This is a genomic window from Bacillus sp. H1a, from assembly GCF_000633475.1.
GTDB classification, from domain to species: Bacteria; Bacillota; Bacilli; order Bacillales; family Bacillaceae_G; genus Bacillus_A; species Bacillus_A paramycoides.
The window spans coordinates 153,613-176,433 of record NZ_AYMH01000019.1 but is presented as its reverse complement, the minus strand read 5'-3'; the positions used below and the strand labels follow the sequence as shown (position 1 = coordinate 176,433).

Below are 22,821 nucleotides of genomic sequence, written 5' to 3'. Positions count from 1 at the left end.
AGTCGGGTATATTTCAGACACCATACACGTAACGGTTTTAAAAAAGCCGATCATCTTAGTTATTCTTCACTGATCTTTTTATAAAAAGATACGTACAACTAAAATTCACTTCAATATACTATACCTACCTTTTTGACTTCCAAATCATCTTATTACATAGGGAGATGAACATATGAATCAATATATACGATATACAATAGCTATCTTGTTTGCCATCATCGGCGGCGTAATCTGCTTCTGGACAAACACTCAGCTTGGAGAGAATATCATCTTTAATGGAATCGAAACGTTTGTAAGCGCTTCAATTTTAGGTGGATACATTTTCTTCCTCTTCAATCCAGAAGAAAATGCTCAAAAAACAATGTTATTAACAATGATCGGAATCGTTGGCGGATGTATTTCCTACTCAATGACAAACTATACATTACCACTTCAATTAAGCTCAGCTTTCTTCCACGGTCTTTGGACTTGGTTTATTGCATTCTGCCTAGCAGACGTATTCAACCTATTACAAGACCACGAAGAAGATAACGGTCGCCAAATTGAAAGTAACTCGTAAGCTGGAAGATATTCTTCCAGCTTTTTTAGATTGGTTTGCATACCCCACTTAGTATTTACCGAAATATATCAACGATTTTTTCATTATATCGACGCTTCGACACAGGATATCGATTTACCGACAACCTTCGACACCCTAAACGCACAACATACCCTATCCCCCAAGTAACTTACTGCCGAACTCTACGATTAAAAAGATAACTAATAGGATCGCGAGTATCTTTAATGCTACATATGCTACTTTAAAAACAGCATAAATAAGCAAGACTATCAAAATAATCGTTAAAATTTCCATATTTACTTCCTCCAATCTTTGCTCTTCTTATCTCATTTTACTCGCCTCAGACTTTTTATGGAACGGCATAAGATGACATATAAAAAATAGGATACCTTACCCATCGTAAGATACCCTCTCCTTCAACTGCTCAAACCATTCTCTCTCTAATTGTAAATATCCTATTTCACTCTTCTCAGCGCTCTTCAATTCTTTGTCTGCTTTCTTCATATAAATGCGTGAAGCTTCTAGATCATCCTCTAAATATTTGACAATTCCTCGCGTGCGGTAATACCCATATAAGTCCATTTTTGTAATTGCCTTTGCGTGTTCCTTCGCCTCTTGCAGAGAAAGGCTTTTCTTCTGATAAAGTACTCTATATAAAAGATACCAACTATGAAAACTGCCAACGAAATATTTATTTTCTTTCGTTACAGGTAGTTGAACAATTTGTTCTAAATACGGTATCGCTCTTTCCATTCCCTCTTGATCATATCGAGCAAAAAAGACGAGCATGAGTCCACTCATGATATCTCTTATATCTTTATCCTCTTTTAATTTTTCTTCGCTTATTTCTATTAAACTCTCATCCCAATCTTTCGGCCTTTTGTAGCTTAATAACTCGCCCGATACTTGAATGTTATATAAATGTTGCTTAGCCTTTTCATCATCTTTAATTAAAATGAGAAATTGCATGCCATCGCTTAATAGCTTTCCCTTTATTGGAATTGCTGTGACGACAAAGATTGCAAGGTGTAACACAGAAAAGTATAAAAGCATGTGGTAATAACTCACCATATATATGTAACCTGATACAATGCCGAATACGAAACTCGTTAATGGTCCGCTTAAAGTCATCCATGCCCATTTTCTTGAAAGGTTCGGTGTGTATGGAGAAAGCGGCACCAGCATTGCAACGCCTCCAACATACATCCACATTTTATTTTCTCTAATTCGTATTTTTCCCTTTTCTTTTTGGACAGTAATGGGGCCTACTGTCATAAATTTAAATTCCAAACCGCCTATCAAACCAAATATTACATGTCCTAATTCATGGATAGCTAACACTAACAATGCAATTCCAAAAAACATCCATACTTCAATGACTTGCTGTACTTTTTCTATTCGAATAAATCCATATAAAACGGAGCAAACAAGGGCAACAAACATTGAAAAGGCAGGTCTTCTTAAAATGTCCAACGTTTTTCTCCCCTTCACTTTACTCTCCATCTCCATCTTCCCCCTCCACTAATGTAAATATCTCCTCTACCGGCGCCCTAAAAATCTGTGCGATTTTTAGCGATAACACAATAGATGGCGCATAATCTCCGCGCTCAATTAAACTAATGGTTTGCCGTGATGAGCCAATCGCTTTCCCTAAATCCCCTTGTGATAAACGATGCTTTGCTCGAAATTCCCTCACTCGATTTCGAAGCTTCATGTCTTACCTCTTTTTCATTTATTCAATTAAAATTGTAAATAATATCCTTATTTTCATCAATTATAATTGTCATTTTGACGTTAATAATTGACAAAAATAAGGATTTATTATGATGCAAATAACCTATATAATGAATGTTAAATATTAAACAAAGGAGGTGACATATGAATAAAACATCTACCTTTTCTTACATTCTTACTAAGCTAACAGCAACTTTCTTGTTATTATTACTTATTAGCACACTTCTCTTAACAACTAGTCAACAAACACTATATAGTTTCTTAGCTGGATTACGGGAATTACTATATGTTCCCTTCATTCCTCTTCTTGCTTTATATGCAATTTTTTGCTCTATTTGCATCGATAAATTGAACTTAAAAACACATACAAGACTTAAGAGATTATGCCTTTATATTTTTTGCGGCTATTTATTCTTTCTTCCCTTCCTAATATTTAAAGAAGCTGCTCTAATACAGTTCTTGTTCCTCGGTTCAATTGGAGCAGTATGTTCTCTTTTTTTCTATTTATGTACAGTCATAGCAACAAAATTCAATTGGATACAATATTTCGTGCCAAGCATTATGCTTATTATATTTATCACAATCAACTTAATCGATCTAGCAAAGATTGGAACATCAAAAGAACAATGGATCGAAACAAAAACAGAAAACTCTTTCGAAGCATCTTTTCAACATTTCAGTGGTGAACATAAAATCCCAATTGAACTAAAACGGGGTGATATATTAGAATTTACCATTGAATCACCATCTGAAAATCCGAATACCTACATGGGAGACATAAAAATGTCTAGTGAATTTCAAGAGGAAGAAAACTATTTAGCTTCAAACAGTCCTAATACGTACCAATTCGCGGCAATTAAAACAGGAACTTATTACATTATAGTTAGTGGAAATAAGTTAAAAGGAAAGTTGAAAGTAGATTGGAACATAAAATAAAAAGGCAGTGCCCAAAAGCACTGCCTCCCTAAAATCTGACATAGAATGGATTCCATATTAACTTGCGTTTTGTACGAATACTCGTTTTAGCTCTTTGCGGAAACGAACGCCTAGCGTGATTGCTATAATAACAACTACTCCAAAGATGATTTTGCCGATATGCTCTTCCAGTGCTCCGAAAATATCATGTAAGTTACCACCTAGCCAGTAGCCACCGATTAAGAAGAATGATACCCAAAATAAAGCACCGGAATAAATTGTGATTGCAAAGCGCCGGAATGGTAGGTTAATAATTCCTGCGAAGTATCCTGTAAAGTGGCGTACGCCTGGAATGAAGAAGCCGATAAAGATAAGAAAATATCCATACTTATCAAACCACATTCTCGTTAAATCAATTTTTCTTTGTGTTAAAAATACGTATTTCCCATATTTTTGAACGAAAGGCATACCTAATTTATTTCCTAAAAAGTATTGAATTGTCATTCCTACACTTGTCCCAATAAAGGATAGGATAATTAAAATCGGTAAACTTAAATCACCCTTCTGTGCTAAAAATCCCGCATATGCTAATGTTGGCTCTCCCGGAAACGGAAGTGCAATATATTCTAACAGCAAGCCAACAAGTACAACGTAGTACCCGTACTGCTGAAATAATTCATGAACCCATTCCATGTCATCTCTCCTTTCAATCACGTGCAACTTCTTACTATTATTGTATAAAAAAATTGTCGAAATAACTATCACAATAGCTTACATTTTTATTACATTTTTGTAAGGCTAACACTAAAATTTTCTGTTCTCTATTTGCTTATATCCATTATCATTTTAAAACAAGCTAACAACTATCTATCGTACGGATAAAATCCATTAATATACATTTTTACCCAATTTTTAACACTCGAAGATGACCTTATTTTGTTCCCTATAAAAAACCATCACAAACTCATACGAACTTCATATTAGCTTCATATACGTATTGTAAGATTATATCGAAATTTGTTGAAAAATTTAACCAATATATGACTAAACATTAAATTGAATAAATATAAGTCGCTTTTCGAAATTGAAAAAAGGGTGAATAAGAAATGGAAGCTTATAAAATGCATGATTTTATTAATACAAATGTTGAATCTCATCAAAATGAAACCGTTTTTAATTTACACATATGTGAAACAAACGAGTTTGAAGTAAGTTTAACAAAATCCACAACGCTATCTTTTGTCGTTTCTAAAAAGAATATTAAGATTGTCACGAAAAAATGGACTAATTCTAATCAAGAAAGCATGATTGGAAAAAGCTATATCCTTCCAACGAAAGCGTTTCATTATTTCTTACCTATCATTTCTGAAACAGAAAATGAAATGACTATTCAAGTACAGAGCTTCGGACTACACGGTGAACTTTTACTAAATGAAAGATTGCTCATCGATAAAAACAACAAACACAATACAAAAATCACTACATTTTTTGAAACATTAAATGAAAACGTCCATCAAGCATTACGTGGATTACAAATTCATTGTATGTAATACTACTAAAATAGTAAAAGGAGAATATAATGAAAAAATTATTATTAAGTGCGCTATTATCATTAGGATTTTTAACTCTTCCATTCACTACTGCAGAGGCAGCTACAACGAAAGATCAGCTTATCGTAAACACGCAGATAAATAAAATGGATTATTATCAAGATGGGAAATTCATAAAAAGCTTCACTGTCGCTACTGGAAAAACAGCAACGCCTACACCTAAAGGTACTTTTCAAATCGTAAATAAAATTAAAAACCGTCCTTATTATACAAGGGGAATTAAAGGCGGCGATCCGCGTAATCCACTTGGTGACCGTTGGCTCGGATTAAATATGGCAGGAACATACGGAACAACATATGCGATTCACGGGACTAACAATAATCAGGCGATTGGCAAAGCTACAACGCTTGGCTGTATTCGCATGTATAACAATGATATACATTGGTTATTTGAGCGTATTCATGAACAAGCCACTGTCACTGTAAAATAACCTATGAACAAAAGCCAAGAATTTTATGTCTTGGCTTTTTTTATTTATTCATTTACAGTAGCGAAACAACTATACTTGCATATATAATGAGAGTAGATTGTACTAAATATCATTAAAACATTGATAAAAATGGATATTAAAATTATACAGTTACAATATTTTATAAATTTTGCATTACATACTATAATAGAACTACTGTGATTCTGAAACATGCAGTTCCAATAAACAATTCCCCTTGCTACTTTCATGATTATTTTATAGCGGGGGCTTATTATATGTATAAACAATCTGAGTCATCCAAAGAATGATGAATTCGAATATTGCAGTAAAAAGCGTTATTTAGGAGGTGTTACTATGACGCATATACTGGTGATTGAAGACAACCCAGATATACAAGAACTTATTCGTGAATTTCTAATGGCACAAAACTTTACTGTTGATGTAGTTGGTGCTGGAACAGAAGGCATTCTTCTTTTCCAAAAAAACTCATACGATCTTGTCCTCCTCGATGTAATGTTACCAGATATAGATGGCTATAGTATTTGTAAAATTATGCGAGGACAATCTGATGTACCAATCATTATGTTAACAGGCTTACATAATGAAGAAAGTGAAATTAAAGGATTTGAGTTAGGTATTGATGACTATATTACGAAACCGTTCCATTACGCGGTATTTATTAAACGAGTAGAAGCTGTATTAAGAAGGACAACAACGAAGGAAGCTGAAACCGCAACTATACTACAATTCCATGAATTGATGTTAAATTCTACAGCATACGCAGCTTATGTTCATGGTAATCAAATTGAATTAACAACAAAAGAATTTGAAATTATATATACTTTGCTACAAAATCGTGGAAAAGTATTATCAAGAAGTGATTTGTTGAATAAGGTATGGGGCTATGAGCATTATGGTGATGTAAGAGTAATAGATACACATATTAAAAACTTAAGAAAAAAATTAGGAATTAATTATATTAAAACGGTGAAAGGCATTGGCTACAAAATCGAAGCGTAGCAAAGACAACATCACCAAAAATATTTTCATCAAAACCTTATTGTTTTGTATCCTTTTATCACTTTGCCTTTATCAAATTATTTATTTTTTAGCCTCAAACTACGATAAAGGGCATTATACGAAAAATCCTGAAACACAAAATGTAGAACATGCGGAGTCAGATAAGAAAAACGATCAAAGTAAAAAGGAACAAAATAAGGCTGTATCAGAGAGTAGCATCTCGAATTTTCAGCCTTCTAGTATAGATATTAAAACACTCTCGACAGCCATCAATCATATTTTGCAGCCTAGTCAAACTGCAAAAGCAAACGCGAAAGAAAATACGCAAAATATTTCGGGAAAAAGTAACAAAACGGATTCACCTACTGGACTTAAAAAAAACGCCGCTAGCAATAATGCCTTACATACGCAAAATGCAACGAATAAAACAAGTGAATCGCATGATAATCCAAGTTTAGCAGATGCTCTGCACCAATTAGCTCCGCATATTGGTGCAACAATGCTTGCATTATCTTTGCTCGGTTCTTTAGTTTATGCAAAACTAATTGCCAAGCCTTTTCAATATATGAGTGATACTTTAAAGGACATTATGAAGCTGGACTTTTCAGATAAACAATCACTTAACAAAAATGCAGATCAAACAGATTTTAATTTGCAAGTAGCCGCTTCACAGGTCCCACATATTGTGAAGAATTTACATGAAACAAATAAAGATTTACGAAATGAACTCAAGAAAGAACAACAATTAGAACAATCTCGGAAAGAATTTATGTCTATGGTGTCCCATGAATTAAAAACACCAATCGCAGCCGTTATGGGACAACTAGATGGCATGATTCACGGAATCGGTGCTTACAAAGATAGAGACAAATACTTAAAGCGATCCTACGAGATGATGCAAGATATTAACATATTAACGGAAAAAATGTCAGAATTATCCAAAATACAAAACCCTCAATTTAAACCGAATTTAGAAGTTATTTCACTATCTAATATCATTGAGGACGTTATGAAAAAAGTAGATTACTTTATATCTGTAAAGCAATTAAATGTTCAATCTAATATTAAACAAGATGTACAAATTTCAGCTGATCCTCAGTTTATTCAAACTGCTATTTTTAACATTATTTCAAATGCAATTCATTATACAATCGATCATCAGCATGTATATATAAAGCTGTATGAAAAACCAAACGGTTACGCATTAGAAGTGTTAAATACAGGTTCACAAATCGATGAAGACAAACTCGCTCATTTATTTGAGCCTTTCTATCGTGCTAACCCTGGAAACAATGGTTTAGTACAAGGTAGCGGCCTTGGCTTATATATTGTAAAACAAATACTAGATAAACATCAGTTTCCTTATGGAATACAAAACACACCTCAAGGTGTAAAATGCTCGATTGTTTTTCCAAAAGCAATGTAAACTACTATAATTTCATACCCCAAACTCATACTTCGTATGAGTGGCGGAATTTTGTAGAGTGTCTTACTCTGTTTCGTTCGCCCGTTGTCCTTATTTGGATAGCGGGCGTTTTTTATTTCTTATCCCGCTATTTGCGGGCAGTAAGACTCCCACCTCAAAATTCAGCTGGAACAAAAAAGTTAGGTGGGAGATCAACTGCTCGTAAACGCCCGATTGGTGTGGGCTAATAATCAGTGGGGGATGAACAAAACCCCCACTGATTAAGGTTTCACTTTATAAGGAGGATCTTTATGGAGAAGTTTAAGTATTCATTACTCGTTTTATTTGGAGCTTGTAGCTACGGTGTACTTTCTACTATTTTTAAGCTCGGTTTTATGGATGGCTTTTCAGCCCATCAGCTATTAGGTGGACAATATGTCTTCGGTTGGATTGGACTACTTTTTCTCGTTCTTTTCTTTTCGCGTCATAAAGTGACAAAAAAACAATTCTTTTCGTTACTAACGGTCGGCACAACAATGAGTATGACTGGTATTTTCTATGCTATTTCTGTAGAAGAACTGCCAGCATCTATCGCTGTCGTTTTACTCTTCCAGTTCACATGGATTGGTGTAGTTATCGAAGCAATTGCAAATCGCACGTTGCCAAGCCGTGAGAAAGTTATATCTATTATTATTTTATTTACTGGTACTCTATTTGCAGGTGGAGTATTTGAAGATCTTGGACAAAATTTTTCTACGAAAGGTATCATCTTCGGGCTATTAGCTGCCGTCTCTTTTTCATTTTATGTTTTCGCAAGCGGGCGAGTCGCTACAGATGTTCCGCCTTATACGAAAAGCTTCCTTATGACAACAAGTGCTACAATCATTGTATGCTTATTCTTCCCACCGACCTTTTTAACAGACGGTGCCTTGCAAGCTGGCCTTTGGAAATACGCATTCTTTCTTGGATTTTTCGGAGTTATTATACCTGTCATTTGCTTCTCAATTGGCGTACCCAAAGTAGGAACAGGACTTGGTACCATATTAGGTGCAGCTGAATTACCAACAGCAATTATCGCTTCCATTACACTCGTTCATGAAGTCGTATCACCTATGCAGTGGCTTGGTATTATTTTCATATTGCTTGGTATTTTCACACCGCAACTGCTTGATTATAGGAAAGAGAGAAAACATAATACAATGCATAGCGCATGAGAGAACATGACACTTGTATGAAAGTATAAATAAAATTAGCATATGGTATATAATTAGAGCTAAGTAAATCTTTTTGAGAGAAGTCATACAGCATAACAAAAGACCTTTCATTTACTTGAAAGGTCTTTTCCTTATATTTCACTTTACCGCTCCATATAACTTCTCTACCTCATGCTCAATTTGTTTTACATCGATTCGCTCAAATAATGGCTGTACATTATCAATTCGGTTTGGCAACGTATTTTGTGGTTCCCAACTTTGTTTAACAATCGACAATGTGTTTCTAACTCTTTCACTGGAAAACGGTAAAAATGGTTCAAGGAGATTTGCAAAATTAGCGATAAGGTAAACACAATTATAAATTGTTTCCTCACATGAAACTGGGTCGTCTTCTCTTTGTTTCCAAGGCTGCTTTTCATCAAAGTATTTATTTGCAAAGCGTACTGCATCAAATATTGTTTCTAGCGCCACCTTAAATTTAGTTTGTTCAATCGCCTCTCCTACACTTTTATATAATCCTTCAGCCTTATCTTTCAGCTCTATATTAATATTCCCCTTTGGTACAATGCCATCATAATACTTTTCAATGAATTTTAACGTCCGATTCACAAAGTTCCCATATGCCCCTAATAATTCACTATTATGACTGTAAATGAATTCACGCCATGAAAAATCAGTATCACGATTTTCTGGTGCATTTACTGTTAAAAAGTAACGAATAGAATCTGGATTATAGCGTTCCAATATATCAGGTACCCATACTGCCCAGTTTTTACTTGTAGATAACTTCCTTTTTTCTACTGTTAAATACTCATTCGAGACGATATGACGAGGGATCGCTTCTTCTCCTATTCCAAGTAATACCGCCGGCCAAATGATTGAATGAAACGGAATATTATCCTTTCCGTGCACATAATATGTTTTCGCATCTCTATCCCAAAACTCTTGATCATCTTTCCCTGTTTCTTCAGCCCAATGTTTACTCGCTGAATAATATCCTGTCACCGCTTCAATCCATACGTAAATTTTCTTATCCTCATATCCTTCCACTGGAATTGGTACCCCGATTGGTAAATCACGTGATACTGCCCTGTCTTGTAATCCTTCCTTTAAATATCTCTCTGTTAATTGAATCGCATTGTCGCGCCATGTTCCTTTCTGCTTTGCAATTTCTACAGCCGCTTTAATTTGCTGCTGGAACTTATGCAATGCAAAATAGAAATGCTCGGTTTCCTGTACTGATGGCGTACTACCGCATAACTTACATTTCTTTTCTAACAAATCGAGTGGATCTAAAATAGCGGAACAAGCATCGCATTGATCCCCCCTCGCCCCTTCATGACAATACGGACAAATACCTTCCACATAACGATCAGGTAGAAATTGCGTACACGTTTCACAATAAGCTTGTTCGACTATTTTTTTATAAATATGACCTTCTTCTAATAGTCGCAAAAAAACTTTTTGAACAGTTTCATGATGGTGTTCACTATCTGTACGTGTATAGCAATCATACGTAAAACCAAGATTATGAAAACATCGCTCAAATTCTTCATGATATTGATCAGCTATTTTCTTTACTGTAACCCCTTCTTGTTTTGCTCTAATTGCAATCGGTGTTCCATTACAATCACTTCCTGAAACATACAACACACTCTCACCTTTAGCCCGGTAATAACGAGCTAAAATATCTCCTGGTAATAAAGCTGCAATATGCCCAAGATGTAACGAACCATTTGCATACGGCCAAGCGCCTCCAATAAAAATACTCATCTTACATTCCTCCTTAAAAATATAAAAGGCCCCGCCCCTATCTTAAAAAAGATAAGGGCGGGGCTGTATAAACAGTCGCGGTACCACCTTATTTCGTCAGTCATTCACATAACTAACCTTAACAAGTACGGAGCTATATGCTCTTATACTGTGGTTTTGATAACGAGTACCAACTCTCGTCGCCGCCTACTATTATCATTTGATAAGTTCAGGACGAAGCTCAAAGGCCATTGTTCAAATGAATATTCTTGCTTCTTCTCAGCTACCGAAGCTCTCTGGAAAGAATGGTTTCATTCTACTTTTCCTTTTCAACGCTTTTATGTATAACACGTATTTTACGACTAAAGTGCAGAAAAATCAAACTTTAATTCGAAAAGAACAGGAAATCTCATTCTCCCACCGAATAAGTATACGTTTACAAAAGGAGTGATGGACTTGAATCAAAAACAACTTAGTATTATAAATGAAAAAAGCTGGAATGCAGCTGCCTATGAAGCCTGGACAAATCGCCACGGTGCACCGGCAGAATATGCAAAAAAGCTCATGCAAGATCCTGTTCATGAAGTAGCTTATTATTTACCTTACATACACTCTCCAAAGGGGAAGCGTATTATTAATTTACTCGGATCAAAAGGAAATAAAGCAGTTGCTCTTGCCCTTTTAGGGGCGGATGTAACAGTTGTAGATATTTCAGCAAGCAATGAAAAATATGCAACTGAATTAGCAAAAGCTGCTGGAGTCTCTATTAAGTATATCGTTTCCGACGTACTAGATTTAAATCTATCCCAATCATTTGATATCGTATTACTGGAACTTGGCGTACTCCATTACTTTTTAGACTTAAAGCCACTCTTTCATATAATCTCTAACTTACTAAAACAAGATGGGACATTTATACTGCGCGACTATCATCCTGTTTATACAAAATTATTAGGAGTAGATCATCCAGCATTTCGAGCAAATGGAAATTATTTTGGTGAGGAACTTATTGAAGATGACGTGGCTTATAGTACTCTCCTTACTGAATCACAGAAAGAAGCTTTACCGAGAACAAAAATTAGGCGCTGGACACTTGGAGAAATTATTACGGCAATGGCAGAAACAAATTTCAAAGTCGAAAAGCTAATTGAAGAACATGGACCTCATCAAAGATGGGTCTTCCCTCCTACTGCACCCGAAGGAATTGAAGAACGTATACCAGGTCTATATACATTAATTGCGACAACATGCAAAAAAGGATCCCTTCACGGATAGGATCCTTTTTTTTGCATGCTTACGCATATAAGTTGAGGTTGGAGATTACCATAATTCTGTAGAATAGGACACAAGATATTTCAACATTCGTCTCTGACTTACGTCGTCAAAAAGGGGTATGACCAACATAACGAAGAGTAATGTTTCAGTTGATAGTGATAATCGTTATCAACTAATTAGAAGTATACATGATATTATTTCGAATTACAATAGTATTTCTTATTTTTATTTAAGAATTTTTGATATATAAATGTATACATTTTAAGAACATTTACTCATACTCATCTGCCTCTTTCCATTACCTACTATAATTTTCATTGAACAGATTAATAACTTCATTCAGCTGGTGACCAAGTAAGTGTAATGAAAGACATTGCTACAAAGTCATCAGAAATGAAAACTGCAGTACAAGAACTTGAAGGTCTCGTTTCTCATTTCAAAACAAATGCATAAAAGTAAAAAAGAAGGATTTCTCATTTTAGCCCCTCTTTTTTTACTTTTAAATATATCTTTCTCTCTCCCCTTCTGTCTGCTATAATGCCTAAAGGAAAGAAGAAAGCTTTGTTCCTTTAGGAGTGAAGCTTTCTTTTAACTTTTAATATAAATTAATCCTAATATTAATATTTTAAAAGGATACTTTTTTATCATATGAATTTTATTAGCATTCGAAAAAAATTAATGTTCATGATGGGAACGGTTTGCGCTTTATTTGGCATCGCCCTAGCTTTTATTCTATTCTTTGCTATTGATCAAACTCGTAAGGCTGAAGCACTGCAAAAAGAAATTCCCCCCCTTGCAACAGAATTAAAAGAGCGTGGAGACGCTTATCAAGTTCAACTTTCTGCTTTAAGAGGTTATTTACTGCAACACGATCAGGTCGAATTAGACAAGTTTCATGAAATGAGTAAGCTTCTTGAAGATAAGAAAGCACAACTTCTTTCTAACCCTAACGTATCCCAATCCGTGAAAGGTACAATGGAATTAGGCTCTACTTGGAGAAAATTTATTGAAGAAAAAGTTTTCTCTCTTGCAAAAAAAAAAGTGGGACGAAGCATTACAAGTTGCTTCTTCAGAAAATGGCACTGTTTATAAAGTTATTGGTAATTTTAAAAACTATAGCAACGAACAAGCTAAGTTACGTGAACAATCCATTGAAAAAATTGATCAATCAGCACTACTCATTGAATACGTTATATTCTTATCACTTGTTATATGTATTGTCGTTGCAATTATTCTTGCATGGTGGTTCTCTGGTAAGCTTGTAAAACCAATTCAGCAAATTGATACTAAACTAAAAGAATTATCCTCTCAAGAGGGTGACCTAACAGCTCGCCTACAAGTAAATAGCAATGATGAAATCGGTGCAATTGCAACATCATTTAATAAAATGTTAGAAAATCTGCAACATATCATTAATCGTGTTCAAAAAACTTCTGTGGAAGTACAAAACGCTTCTGAAAATATGCTAGAAAAGACCAATACATCGCTTGATGCGACAATAAAAGTTCAAAACTCGATGTCTAATTTAAATGCAAGCATTCAATCGTAAACTTCTAGTATGGAAGAAAGCTCGACTGCAATGGATGATATGTCAATAAGTGTTCAACGTATTGCAGAATCCGCTTCGTCTGTAGCCGAACTAGCTGTAGTCACATCTGAACATGCTAACGAAGGAAGTACTGTAATCCAAAAATCCATTTCACAAATGACAACGATACACGAAGCCGTAAATGCTACATCCGAAGTAGTCGAACGTCTAATCACTCATACGAAATATATTGATACAGCTGTACAATCTATTTCTAATATCGCTGAGCAAACAAATCTACTTGCTTTAAATGCTTCTATTGAAGCGGCTCGTGCCGGCGAACAAGGGAAGGGATTTGCTGTCGTAGCAGATGAAGTTCGTAAACTTGCTGAACAATCAAAAACAGCTGCGACAGATATTAACCAATTGCTACATCAAATTCAAAATGATACAGAAACTGCTAGCTCTATGATGTCTCAAGGTCGTTCCGAAGCATTTGAAGGTATTAACGTCATTCGTGAGGCCGGCTCTTCTTTCACAACAATCGTTGGTCAAGTGAATAAAGTGTCCACTCAAATTCAAGACATATCAGCAACTGCTGAAGAGATGGCTGCAAGTGCTGAAGAAATGAATGCTTCACTCAATAACATTGCTTCAATTTCTAATGAAGTATCAAGTGAAACGGCCGCAACAGCGCAATCGGCTGAACAGAAAGTCGTTGTTATGAATGAAATGTCTCTAACTGCAAAACAAATGAAACAAACGGTTGAAGAATTAGATCAACTTGTATCTCAATTTAAAACTGAATAGCTTTTCAAAAAAATCCCTCTTCCAAGGAGGAATTTTTTTTGAGCTCATTCCCTGCACATTGCACGTATTTCCGTTATAATGAGAATCGATATCATTAATGTGTAGGAGGTGCTACTCATGTCACAAGAAGCATTTGAAAAGAAATTGTATGCAAATTTAGAGGCTGTTATTGATCCAGAGCTAGGTGTTGATATTATCAATCTTGGATTAGTTTATGACGTTACAGCCGATGAAAATAATAATGTTGTCATTACAATGACGATGACTTCTATCGGTTGTCCAATGGCTGGCCAAATCGTATCAGACGTTAAAAAGGTATTATCAACGAACGTACCTGAAGTAAATGAAATAGAAATAAACGTTGTATGGAATCCACCGTGGACGAAAGAACGTATGTCACGCATGGCAAAAATCGCATTAGGTATCCGTGATTAAATAAAGAAAAGACCTGACAATCCAGTCAGGTCTTTTTTCTCTTATTATTTTACTCCTACAGCGTCATAAGCTTTCGTTACAGCTTGTACAGCTTTAGAGTTTTTACCATATAAATCTTCTGCTGATTGAAGTGCAGCTTGACGCATCATTTTAAAGTCAGAGTTTGCAGTTAAATATTTAGTAAGAGCACGGTAATAAATTTTCTCTGTCGCTTCACGGCCCACTCCAGTTACTTTCACACCGTAATGCTCTCCGCCGTCAGATACTAAGTATGCAGCTTTATTGTTAATACTACTGTTAATGTGAACGCCGCCATTATCAGCTGTTCCAGTATAGCGTTTATTGTAATGATCTGGGTAACCTTCACCTGGTTTTAATGGATTTGGAATAGATGCTGGATCTTTCAGAGAACGAAGCGCATCACCAGGTTTTCCAGGTGTATAAATATCCGCACCTAAATCCCAGCTCTTCTTCTCAACCATGACACCCATAATATCAGATAACGATTCATTTAACGCACCTGACTCATTTTTGTAAACAAGATTTGCTGTATGTTCAGTTACAGCATGCGTTAACTCATGGCCAATAACGTCTAGGCCAGCTGATAATGGAATAAATGTCTTTCCATCACCATCACCATACATCATTTGCACACCGTTCCAAGCCGCATTATTCCATGCTGTACCTACGTGAACAGTAGAAATAAGTTTTGCACCTTTATCATCGAAGGAATTACGATTAAATGTCTTTTTATAGTAATCGTATACTTTTCCTGCGTTCACATGCGCATCAACTGCCGCTTTATCTTCGAAGAACTTAGATTTACTTTCAACTTCTTCTCCTGTATATCCAAGCCATTGTGAGAATAAATTAAACCAGTTTTCGTCCATATTCTCTGCATCAAATGTATGGATACCTTGTCCTCGTTTACCATCAAATAAGTTGAACACTCCTGTTTTCGTATCTTGAGCGATTTCAAATGATTGTTTACCGCCTAATACGCCATAACCAAATCCAGTAATTTGATCTACAGCATTATATTTCTCAATAATATTTCCATTTGTCGCATCAACAAAATAATGCCAATATCCTGGAGCTGGTTTTGAAACTGACGCTTTAACAAGGTATGCAAGATAGTACTTTCCATCTTTTTCATACACAAATAAATCTTTTTTCATACCATCATAATTATTTACTTTACCAATTTCTTTCTCAATATCAGCCTTTGCAATCGTTTCTGCTTGCTCATCAGTAATACTTGCTGCCGCTGGAATATTTTTATCTTCTAAATTCGGAATAACTTGTCCGAAAAATGCTTTTACATTATTCTCTTTATCAAGAGTAACAGTTTGATCTGATCCATACACAGGAACATTATTATGCTTTTCAACTAACTTCACATGTGTCGTACCTGATTCATCGTCTTTTTCTTCACCAACGACATTGAAATGTTTTTCAATATTTCCTGCTAATTTAAACATATCCTTTTTGCTCTCTAAATATTGAAATACTGTCTCTTTTTTATCTAGCCCTTCTGGTGCTTTCCATTCTTCACCTATGTAAGCTGGTGTTTTAAACTCTTGGTGATACTGGATTTTTTGCTCTTCTGCTTTCGTCGTAGTTGCTCCAAATGCCCCAAACCCACTTGCGATAACAGTTAACGCTAATGCTGATGAAATTACTTGCTTTTTCAATCTAACACTCCCCATTCCCCTAAAAGTTTTTGACACCTTTATAGAATTCTGAATAGTCCTCCCGATACCTGTTTCCAAAAATTGAGAAAGTTTTTTCTGATAATTCAACCCATAAAAAGAGGACATCTTTTTTAGATGTCCTCTTTCCTCTAACTTTTCATCCCGTTATTTATATGCTGAAAAACCCCCACTGATTAAAGTTTCACTTTATTGCACCTTCATTTCAATTGCTAAATAATGAGACTTCTCTCTCGCTTGAATGTGAATATCCTCTTCTATAGCCTCCGCTGCATCACGCATTACAAGTGTTTCACCGTTTACAACACTGCTACCTTCAATTTGTACAAGGTACAATTGACGTCCTTCTGTAACAGGAAAATGAATTTCTTTACCAGCTTCTAATGATAAAGAGTATAAATTCGCATCTTGGTGAATACGAATCGGTGCATCTCCATCAGAAGGAGATACCATATGGAACCACTCATTTTCACGTTTACTCCAATCAAATTTAAACTCACCATAGTTTGGCTTATGACCAGCGCGGTCTGGCAAAATCCAAATTTGTAATAGACGTAATGTTTCATTTCCTAAATTATGCTCACTATGAAATACACCAGTACCTGCACTCATATATTGAACATGTCCACGCTCAATTGTCCCGCGATTTCCCATACTATCTTCATGCGTTAAAGCACCGTCTACAACGTACGAAATAATCTCCATATCGCGGTGCGGATGCATATCAAAACCAGTTTGTGCCACTACTAGATCATCGTTAATCACACGCAATGCTCCAAAGCTCATGTTATCTGGATTATAGTAATTAGCAAAGGAAAAATGAAAATGTGTATTTAACCAGCCGTGATTTGCTCTTCCCATATTTTTATGATCAACTTTTCTAAACATATCCTTCACCTCATATTATCTCGAATTCAAGATTTATTTTAAAATTTTTTCTTACTGTAATTTTTTTAGTAATTTTAATAATTGATTTTGTTCTTCTATATTTAAATTATGAAACTGCTCCGCTTGGAACGTTTCTTGAGGTGGGACGATTTCCTCATATAAACCTCTTCCCTTTTCTGTTAACGAAATATATTTCGTAGTACCTTCTTGTTCACGCCTAATCCAATCCAGCTGCTCCATTTTATTTAAAAGCTGAGTGACATTTCCTTTCGTAACAAATAGCTTATTTCCAAGCTCTTGCTGCGTTAAACGATCGTGGCCTCCAATTTGAACTAATGCATCAAACTGAGCAGCAGATACATTCCACTTTTTCAAATGCTGATTTGTCTCACGAATACTTCTATTATAAAAGCGTGATAGACGAAACCATAATAGTAATCCAAGTCTTTCTTCTGCTTTCATTCCATCACCTCGCTCGTTTGATACTATTAGTTTAGAACTAAACTTTATAAAAGTCAAACACTTATTTTTAGTAAGCAAAAAGAAAGCACAGCACTATTTCTCCACTATGCTTTACATCAATTTTCTATTTTTATATTCATATAATTTCCTCTCCGCGAAATTCCTCGCATCTTTCTCAATCCATCTCTCTTCGTACGATTCACTTCCAACATACAATACATCCCTCTTATGATGCATCGCATGGCGAAATTCATGCAAAAGTGTTTTAAGCACTTGTTCATACTCTTCCCACATACAAACGAAAATTAATTGTTTTTCCTTATGATAAAAACCACCTACTGGGAATAAAAACTCCTCTTCTTCTTCCCCTAATGCTAAAAGCACATTATTTGCATCACACGTATCACAAAAAATAACTGGTGTTTTACTTACTTCAATAAGAGAAAACAAATCATTTCTAATCCTTTTGACATCCCAAGGAAGCTCCGAATCCAACACATACCAATTCTCAACTTGTCGATATACATTTTGAAACTGGAGTTCCATTTCTCTATAATCCCCTTCCCAAACTCCCTTTTCTTATATATATGCCACAATATGGTAAATATTAAACATATCCCTCTCTAACCAATGTGGCGTCATATCTATTTCTTGTAAAAAAGGAATCTATTTATCAATAGATTCCTTCACGATAATGATTTTTATAAAATCCGATCTTATATGTCAATTTTTCAAAGCAAAGCTTTATACATAATATATTCCTATTTGTTACTCTGTTTTCGTACTTTTTTCAACACGAAATAACAAATGCCAAACCCTATAGCCGCAAGTGCAAAATATTTAACATAAGGGCCAGCTACTTTATTGATACTTTCCCATTCTTTACCTAATTTTAGGCCTAAATACACAAATACAATTGACCACGGAATAACAGCAAGTGTAGTCAGCGTAATAAATTTAACATGCGACATTTTCGCAATACCTGCTGGTATCGAAATAGCATGACGTACAACAGGAATAAAACGTGCTGTAAAGATAACACCTGTTCCATAACGATTAAACCACGCTTCCGCATAATCAATATGTTTCTTTTGAATTAAAATATATTTCCCATAACGTTCAAGAACTGGTCTTCCCCCGTAACGGCCAATCCAATAAATAAACAGTTGCGCGATTACACCGCCAATTGTACCGAATGCAACAGCACCCCAAAATGTAATGCTTCCTGTTGATACTAAATACCCTGCATACGACAACACTATCTCACTTGGGATAACTTCCAGCATTAATCCAAGCATAATTCCCCAATAACCGAGTCCTTCTAGAAAAACTAAAACTGAATGAATTAAATCTCCTAACATCTTTTACCTCTCTCTTTACTGTTTTCATTATCCAAAATAAAAGTACAAGAAGTGAACATCTTGTACTTTTGTTTTTTCTAAGTTTAGGTAGTCTTTGTATTCCACTTAAAGATTTTATTCAAGAACTTATATATATTATTTGATTCCTTAGTAAGAAGCGGTCCTAAAATGGATAGGATGAGCACATATAGCGCAGAGAATGGCTTCAATACTGACATTAAACCACCCGCAATACCAATATTGGCCATGATGATAGAGAATTCTCCTCTTGAAACAATTGTTAGACCAATATTTGTCGATGCTTTATGAGATAATCCAGCTTGTCTTCCTGCAATCATTCCCGCTACAAAGTTACCGATTATTGTAAGGAGTACAGCCCCTAACGTTAGCCATATCGCTCCACCTAATGAGAACGGATCTATACTTAACCCGAAACTGAAGAAGAAAATAGCTCCGAAAAAGTCTCTAAATGGAACAACAAGATGTTCGATTCGATCACTATGCTCTGTCTCAGAGAAAACTAGTCCTAAAAGAAGTGCCCCGATTGCTTCTGCAACGTGAATTGTTTCTGAAAAACCTGCAATAAAGAATAACGAAGCAAATACTACAATAATAAAGATTTCATCTGAACTAATATTCAACAGTTTATTTAATAACGGCGTAGCCTTTCTAGCTACAATAAAGAATAGAAGCATATATCCTAAAGCAATTCCAATTGAAGTGAGAGCACCTAAGAATGAAGCGTGATCCCCAAGGACTAAGCCAGAAACTACCGATAAATATACAGCAAGGAATATATCTTCAAACATAATAATTCCTAAAATTAGTTCGGTTTCATTATTACCAGTTCTTCTTAAATCAACTAACACTTTAGCAACGATAGCGCTAGAAGAAATCGTAATAATACCCGCAATAATTAAGATTTCAAGTAACGGGAAGCCCATTATAAATCCGTATAATAATCCTAGCGAAAAGTTAATTAAGATATAAATCGTTCCACCAATCGCAATAGAGCGTCCAGATTTAATTAGTTTTTTCATCGAAAATTCTAATCCTAGATAAAAAAGAAGGAACAGAACGCCAATCCTTCCAAGGAAGGAAATCACACTTGCACTTTCAATAAATTTGAGATCGATAACACCTATTGTCGGCGCGTGCGGCCCTACTAACATTCCGAGCACAATTAGAAAAGGAATTACTGAGAATTTAAACTTTCCAGCAATCACCGCAGCAATTGCAACTAATATTAACGCTGTACCAACTTCAAAAATTAAAGTATCCATCTAGTCAGTCCCCCTATTTGAAAGTAATTCATTAATAATTTTTTTAATTTCTTCTCTCTCACCTGAAACTACAAGCATATCTCCTTCTTCAATTACCGTTTCTGGTCCTGGATTAAATAGCTTTTTCATATTCTTTTTCATAACTGCAATTATCGTTACGCTATATGTTTTTCTTATTTCAAGATCACCAATTGTTTTTCCGATTGCTGGAGCTGCATTCTCCACTTTGAACCACTCAATCGCTAAACCTTCAAAAACCATCTCAACATTTTCTAATGCTCGAGGTTTATACACCATTCCGCCTAATATTGCTGCAATTTGTCTTGCCTCTGAGTCACGCAGTGAAATACTTGAGATACTTTCTTCATGATCTGAGTCAAAATGATACATTTCTCTACGCCCATCATCATGAATGACAATCACCATCTTTTCGTTACCTTTCGTAACGATTTGAAACTTATACCCAATACCCGGAAGTTCACTTTCTCTAATATTCATATTTAGCTCCTCCACAACAATTTTATTTGAATTTTCTGTTTTTCTGTCTTTTATTCATCCAATCAATTTTAGAAATTCTAACCATTCAGGGTACTTGTGATTTGGAAATCTTTTATTGTAATAATAAGTGGCCCCTAAAAAGATACTTAAAGACGTAATGATAAAAAATACATTACTTCTCATTTTCAAACTCTCAAGACTTACTTTCAATAAAGATTCTTCTTTCAAATTATCCCCTCTTTTTCGCTTTAAATTTAGTTTTTTAAAATGTAAATAATTCTAAAAATATTACGATGTAACTTAATCATAACATAAAACATATTTAAGTAACATGTTTTTTCAGAAAATTTGATTCTGGTATATTTTTTGCATATAATTTTCTTATTATGAAAAAAAGGAAGTGTATTATATGGTTGATATCTTTAGCAGATTCCTTGAGGTAACGAATAATATTTTGTGGTCATATATTCTTATTGCAATGTTAATCGGCTTCGGTCTTTATTTCTCTTTTAAATTGAAATTTGTCCAAATTACGCATTTCGGTGAGATGGTCAGTTTAATTAGTAAAGGATTCAGTCAAAAAGAAAAGAAAAAAGATAGCATCTCCCCATTCCAAGCATTTTGCTTAAGTGCAGCGGCACGCATCGGTATCGGAAACTTAGCTGGTGTAGCATTAGCAATTTCCATGGGTGGACCAGGCGCAGTATTTTGGATGTGGTTTATCGCTATTCTCGGAGCAGCTACTAGTTTTGTGGAATGTACGCTTGCACAAATTTATAAAGTAAAAGATGGAAGCAGATTCCGTGGTGGCCCAGCATATTACATGGAAAAAGGGTTAAACAAACGCTGGATGGGTGTCTGGTTTTCACTTCTCATTACAGTTGCGTACGGATTAATTTTCAATTCAGTACAAGCAAATACAGTAACAATAGCGTTTGAAAATGCTTTTGGACTAGAGCGAACTATCGTAGGAGCTCTATTAGCTTTATTAGTTGCAGTTATTATTTTTGGCGGTATTAAGAGCATTTCACGTATTACAGAAATGATTGTTCCTCCAATGGCAATCGTTTATATTGGTGTGGCTATTTTTGTCGTTATTAAAAACTTCAATATGTTACCAAGCATTTTTCTAGAAATATTTAACGGTGCATTCGGTTTAGACCAAGCCATCGCTGGTGGTATTGGAGCAGCAATCAAGTTCGGAATTCAGCGCGGTTTATTCGCGACAGAAGCAGGTATGGGTAGCTCTCCTAATGCAGCTGCAACATCAGATGTATCTCACCCTGCAAAACAAGGACTTGTTCAAGCATTAGGTGTTTTCGTAGACACATTCTTAGTATGTACATCAACAGCATTTATCGTATTATGTTCTGGACTTTACAAAGGATCAAATTTACAAGGAATTGAATTAACACAACAAGCATTAAGTTCACAAATCGGACCGTGGGCAAGCACTTTCTTAGCGATTATTATTTTCCTATTTGCTTTCAGTTCCTTACTAGGAAACTACTATTATGGTGAAACAAATATCGCATTCATTAAAGAAAGCAAAACATGGTTAATGATTTATCGCGTTGCAGTTGTCGGAATGGTGTTCTTCGGATCAATCGCTGCCCTTCAAACAGTTTGGAGTTTAGCTGATTTCTTTATGGGACTAATGGTATTTACAAACTTAATTGCCATCTCATTCCTTAGCAAGTTCGCCTATGCAGCATTAGTAGACTATATTAAGCAAAAGAAACAAGGAAAAGATCCTGTTTTCTATGCAAGTTCTATCCCTGACTTAAAAAATACGGAGTGCTGGGATGGGCAAGATGTAGAAGAAAAACAGCAGGCTGTATAACAATTAAAAGCGGAAGCGGCTCGTTCAAAATGTTCGCTGGAGCTGGATATCAATAAAATCCCTATTACTTCACAGTAATAGGGATT

Annotated in this window: 22 protein-coding genes, 1 pseudogene and 1 other annotated feature; of the genes and pseudogenes, 11 read left to right on the top strand and 12 right to left on the bottom strand. The window is 35.2% G+C overall.

Annotated features, from left to right (window positions below; genetic code table 11):
- Positions 1-172: 172 nt before the first annotated feature.
- The gene (locus tag U860_RS0109160; RefSeq protein ID WP_025148283.1) at positions 173-559 is read left to right on the top strand and encodes a DUF3938 domain-containing protein; all 387 of its coding nucleotides are present in this window, start codon (positions 173-175) and stop codon (positions 557-559) included.
- Positions 560-712: 153 nt separating this feature from the next.
- Here the strand turns inward: U860_RS0109160 and U860_RS33025 are convergent, their stop codons facing one another.
- From U860_RS33025 to U860_RS0109145, 3 genes are all read right to left on the bottom strand, one after another.
- Positions 713-853: a DUF3985 family protein gene (locus U860_RS33025; RefSeq protein WP_000404783.1), complete on the bottom strand. Its 141-nt coding sequence runs from the start codon at positions 851-853 to the stop codon at positions 713-715.
- 96 nt (positions 854-949) lie between these two features.
- Positions 950-2,032, bottom strand: coding sequence for a M50 family metallopeptidase (locus U860_RS0109150; protein ID WP_025148282.1), 1,083 nt, complete (start codon positions 2,030-2,032; stop codon positions 950-952).
- 19 nt (positions 2,033-2,051) lie between these two features.
- Positions 2,052-2,273, bottom strand: a complete 222-nt coding sequence (locus U860_RS0109145; RefSeq protein ID WP_025148281.1) for a helix-turn-helix transcriptional regulator — start codon at positions 2,271-2,273, stop codon at positions 2,052-2,054.
- A 164-nt stretch (positions 2,274-2,437) separates the two neighbouring features.
- Here U860_RS0109145 and U860_RS0109140 point away from each other — a divergent pair, with 164 nt between their 5' ends.
- Positions 2,438-3,229: a PPC domain-containing protein gene (locus tag U860_RS0109140; RefSeq protein WP_025148280.1), complete on the top strand. Its 792-nt coding sequence runs from the start codon at positions 2,438-2,440 to the stop codon at positions 3,227-3,229.
- A 57-nt stretch (positions 3,230-3,286) separates the two neighbouring features.
- On the opposite strand, the gene U860_RS0109135 is transcribed toward U860_RS0109140, so the two are convergent.
- Entirely contained in the window at positions 3,287-3,901 is a 615-nt protein-coding gene (locus U860_RS0109135) for a DedA family protein (protein ID WP_025148279.1), read from the bottom strand.
- 413 nt (positions 3,902-4,314) lie between these two features.
- Between U860_RS0109135 and U860_RS0109130 the strand changes: the two genes are divergently transcribed.
- From U860_RS0109130 to U860_RS0109110, 5 genes are all read left to right on the top strand, one after another.
- Entirely contained in the window at positions 4,315-4,758 is a 444-nt protein-coding gene (locus U860_RS0109130) for a DUF3978 family protein (RefSeq protein WP_025148278.1), read from the top strand.
- A gap of 29 nt (positions 4,759-4,787) precedes the next feature.
- On the top strand, positions 4,788-5,249 hold the full coding sequence (locus tag U860_RS0109125; RefSeq protein WP_025148277.1) for a L,D-transpeptidase: 462 nt from the start codon (positions 4,788-4,790) through the stop codon (positions 5,247-5,249).
- A 354-nt stretch (positions 5,250-5,603) separates the two neighbouring features.
- A complete protein-coding gene (locus U860_RS0109120; protein ID WP_002174104.1) occupies positions 5,604-6,269 on the top strand; it encodes a response regulator transcription factor in 666 nt (221 codons plus the stop codon).
- Complete coding sequence (locus tag U860_RS0109115; protein WP_025148276.1) at positions 6,247-7,695, top strand: HAMP domain-containing sensor histidine kinase; 1,449 nt, start codon at positions 6,247-6,249, stop codon at positions 7,693-7,695. Before U860_RS0109120 ends, U860_RS0109115 begins: the two co-directional genes overlap by 23 nt.
- 290 nt (positions 7,696-7,985) lie before the next feature.
- The gene (locus U860_RS0109110; protein ID WP_025148275.1) at positions 7,986-8,888 is read left to right on the top strand and encodes a DMT family transporter; all 903 of its coding nucleotides are present in this window, start codon (positions 7,986-7,988) and stop codon (positions 8,886-8,888) included.
- Between the two features lie 138 nt (positions 8,889-9,026).
- Here the strand turns inward: U860_RS0109110 and metG are convergent, their stop codons facing one another.
- Positions 9,027-10,661 carry a methionine--tRNA ligase gene (gene metG, locus U860_RS0109105; protein ID WP_025148274.1) on the bottom strand — a complete coding sequence of 545 codons (1,635 nt, stop codon included), beginning with the start codon at positions 10,659-10,661 and terminating at the stop codon, positions 9,027-9,029.
- A gap of 50 nt (positions 10,662-10,711) precedes the next feature.
- Positions 10,712-10,982, bottom strand: a binding site (T-box leader).
- A 114-nt stretch (positions 10,983-11,096) separates the two neighbouring features.
- Here metG and U860_RS0109100 point away from each other — a divergent pair.
- The 3 genes and pseudogenes from U860_RS0109100 to U860_RS0109085 all read left to right on the top strand — a co-directional run bounded on the left by U860_RS0109100 (position 11,097) and on the right by U860_RS0109085 (position 14,688).
- Positions 11,097-11,915, top strand: coding sequence for a class I SAM-dependent methyltransferase (locus U860_RS0109100; RefSeq protein ID WP_025148273.1), 819 nt, complete (start codon positions 11,097-11,099; stop codon positions 11,913-11,915).
- Between the two features lie 648 nt (positions 11,916-12,563).
- Positions 12,564-14,253 (top strand): annotated as a pseudogene (locus U860_RS31330) (methyl-accepting chemotaxis protein).
- Positions 14,254-14,370: 117 nt separating this feature from the next.
- Positions 14,371-14,688: a metal-sulfur cluster assembly factor gene (locus tag U860_RS0109085; protein WP_025148272.1), complete on the top strand. Its 318-nt coding sequence runs from the start codon at positions 14,371-14,373 to the stop codon at positions 14,686-14,688.
- A 44-nt stretch (positions 14,689-14,732) separates the two neighbouring features.
- On the opposite strand, the gene U860_RS0109080 is transcribed toward U860_RS0109085, so the two are convergent.
- The 7 genes from U860_RS0109080 to U860_RS0109050 form a co-directional block, all read right to left on the bottom strand.
- Positions 14,733-16,382, bottom strand: a complete 1,650-nt coding sequence (locus tag U860_RS0109080; protein WP_033795394.1) for a M4 family metallopeptidase — start codon at positions 16,380-16,382, stop codon at positions 14,733-14,735.
- 207 nt (positions 16,383-16,589) lie between these two features.
- Positions 16,590-17,288 (bottom strand): pirin family protein, encoded by a 699-nt coding sequence (locus U860_RS0109075; protein ID WP_025148270.1) that lies wholly within the window; start codon positions 17,286-17,288, stop codon positions 16,590-16,592.
- A gap of 51 nt (positions 17,289-17,339) precedes the next feature.
- Positions 17,340-17,750, bottom strand: a complete 411-nt coding sequence (locus tag U860_RS0109070) for a MarR family transcriptional regulator (RefSeq protein ID WP_025148269.1) — start codon at positions 17,748-17,750, stop codon at positions 17,340-17,342.
- Positions 17,751-17,861: 111 nt separating this feature from the next.
- Positions 17,862-18,296 (bottom strand): DUF3920 family protein, encoded by a 435-nt coding sequence (locus tag U860_RS0109065; protein WP_025148268.1) that lies wholly within the window; start codon positions 18,294-18,296, stop codon positions 17,862-17,864.
- A gap of 215 nt (positions 18,297-18,511) precedes the next feature.
- Positions 18,512-19,111: a DedA family protein gene (locus tag U860_RS0109060; protein WP_025148267.1), complete on the bottom strand. Its 600-nt coding sequence runs from the start codon at positions 19,109-19,111 to the stop codon at positions 18,512-18,514.
- A gap of 83 nt (positions 19,112-19,194) precedes the next feature.
- The gene (locus U860_RS0109055) at positions 19,195-20,394 is read right to left on the bottom strand and encodes a cation:proton antiporter (RefSeq protein ID WP_025148266.1); all 1,200 of its coding nucleotides are present in this window, start codon (positions 20,392-20,394) and stop codon (positions 19,195-19,197) included.
- Entirely contained in the window at positions 20,395-20,892 is a 498-nt protein-coding gene (locus U860_RS0109050; RefSeq protein ID WP_001026069.1) for a cation:proton antiporter regulatory subunit, read from the bottom strand. It lies immediately after the preceding gene.
- A 409-nt stretch (positions 20,893-21,301) separates the two neighbouring features.
- Here U860_RS0109050 and U860_RS0109040 point away from each other — a divergent pair, with 409 nt between their 5' ends.
- The gene (locus tag U860_RS0109040; RefSeq protein WP_025148265.1) at positions 21,302-22,735 is read left to right on the top strand and encodes an alanine/glycine:cation symporter family protein; all 1,434 of its coding nucleotides are present in this window, start codon (positions 21,302-21,304) and stop codon (positions 22,733-22,735) included.
- Positions 22,736-22,821: the final 86 nt, after the last annotated feature.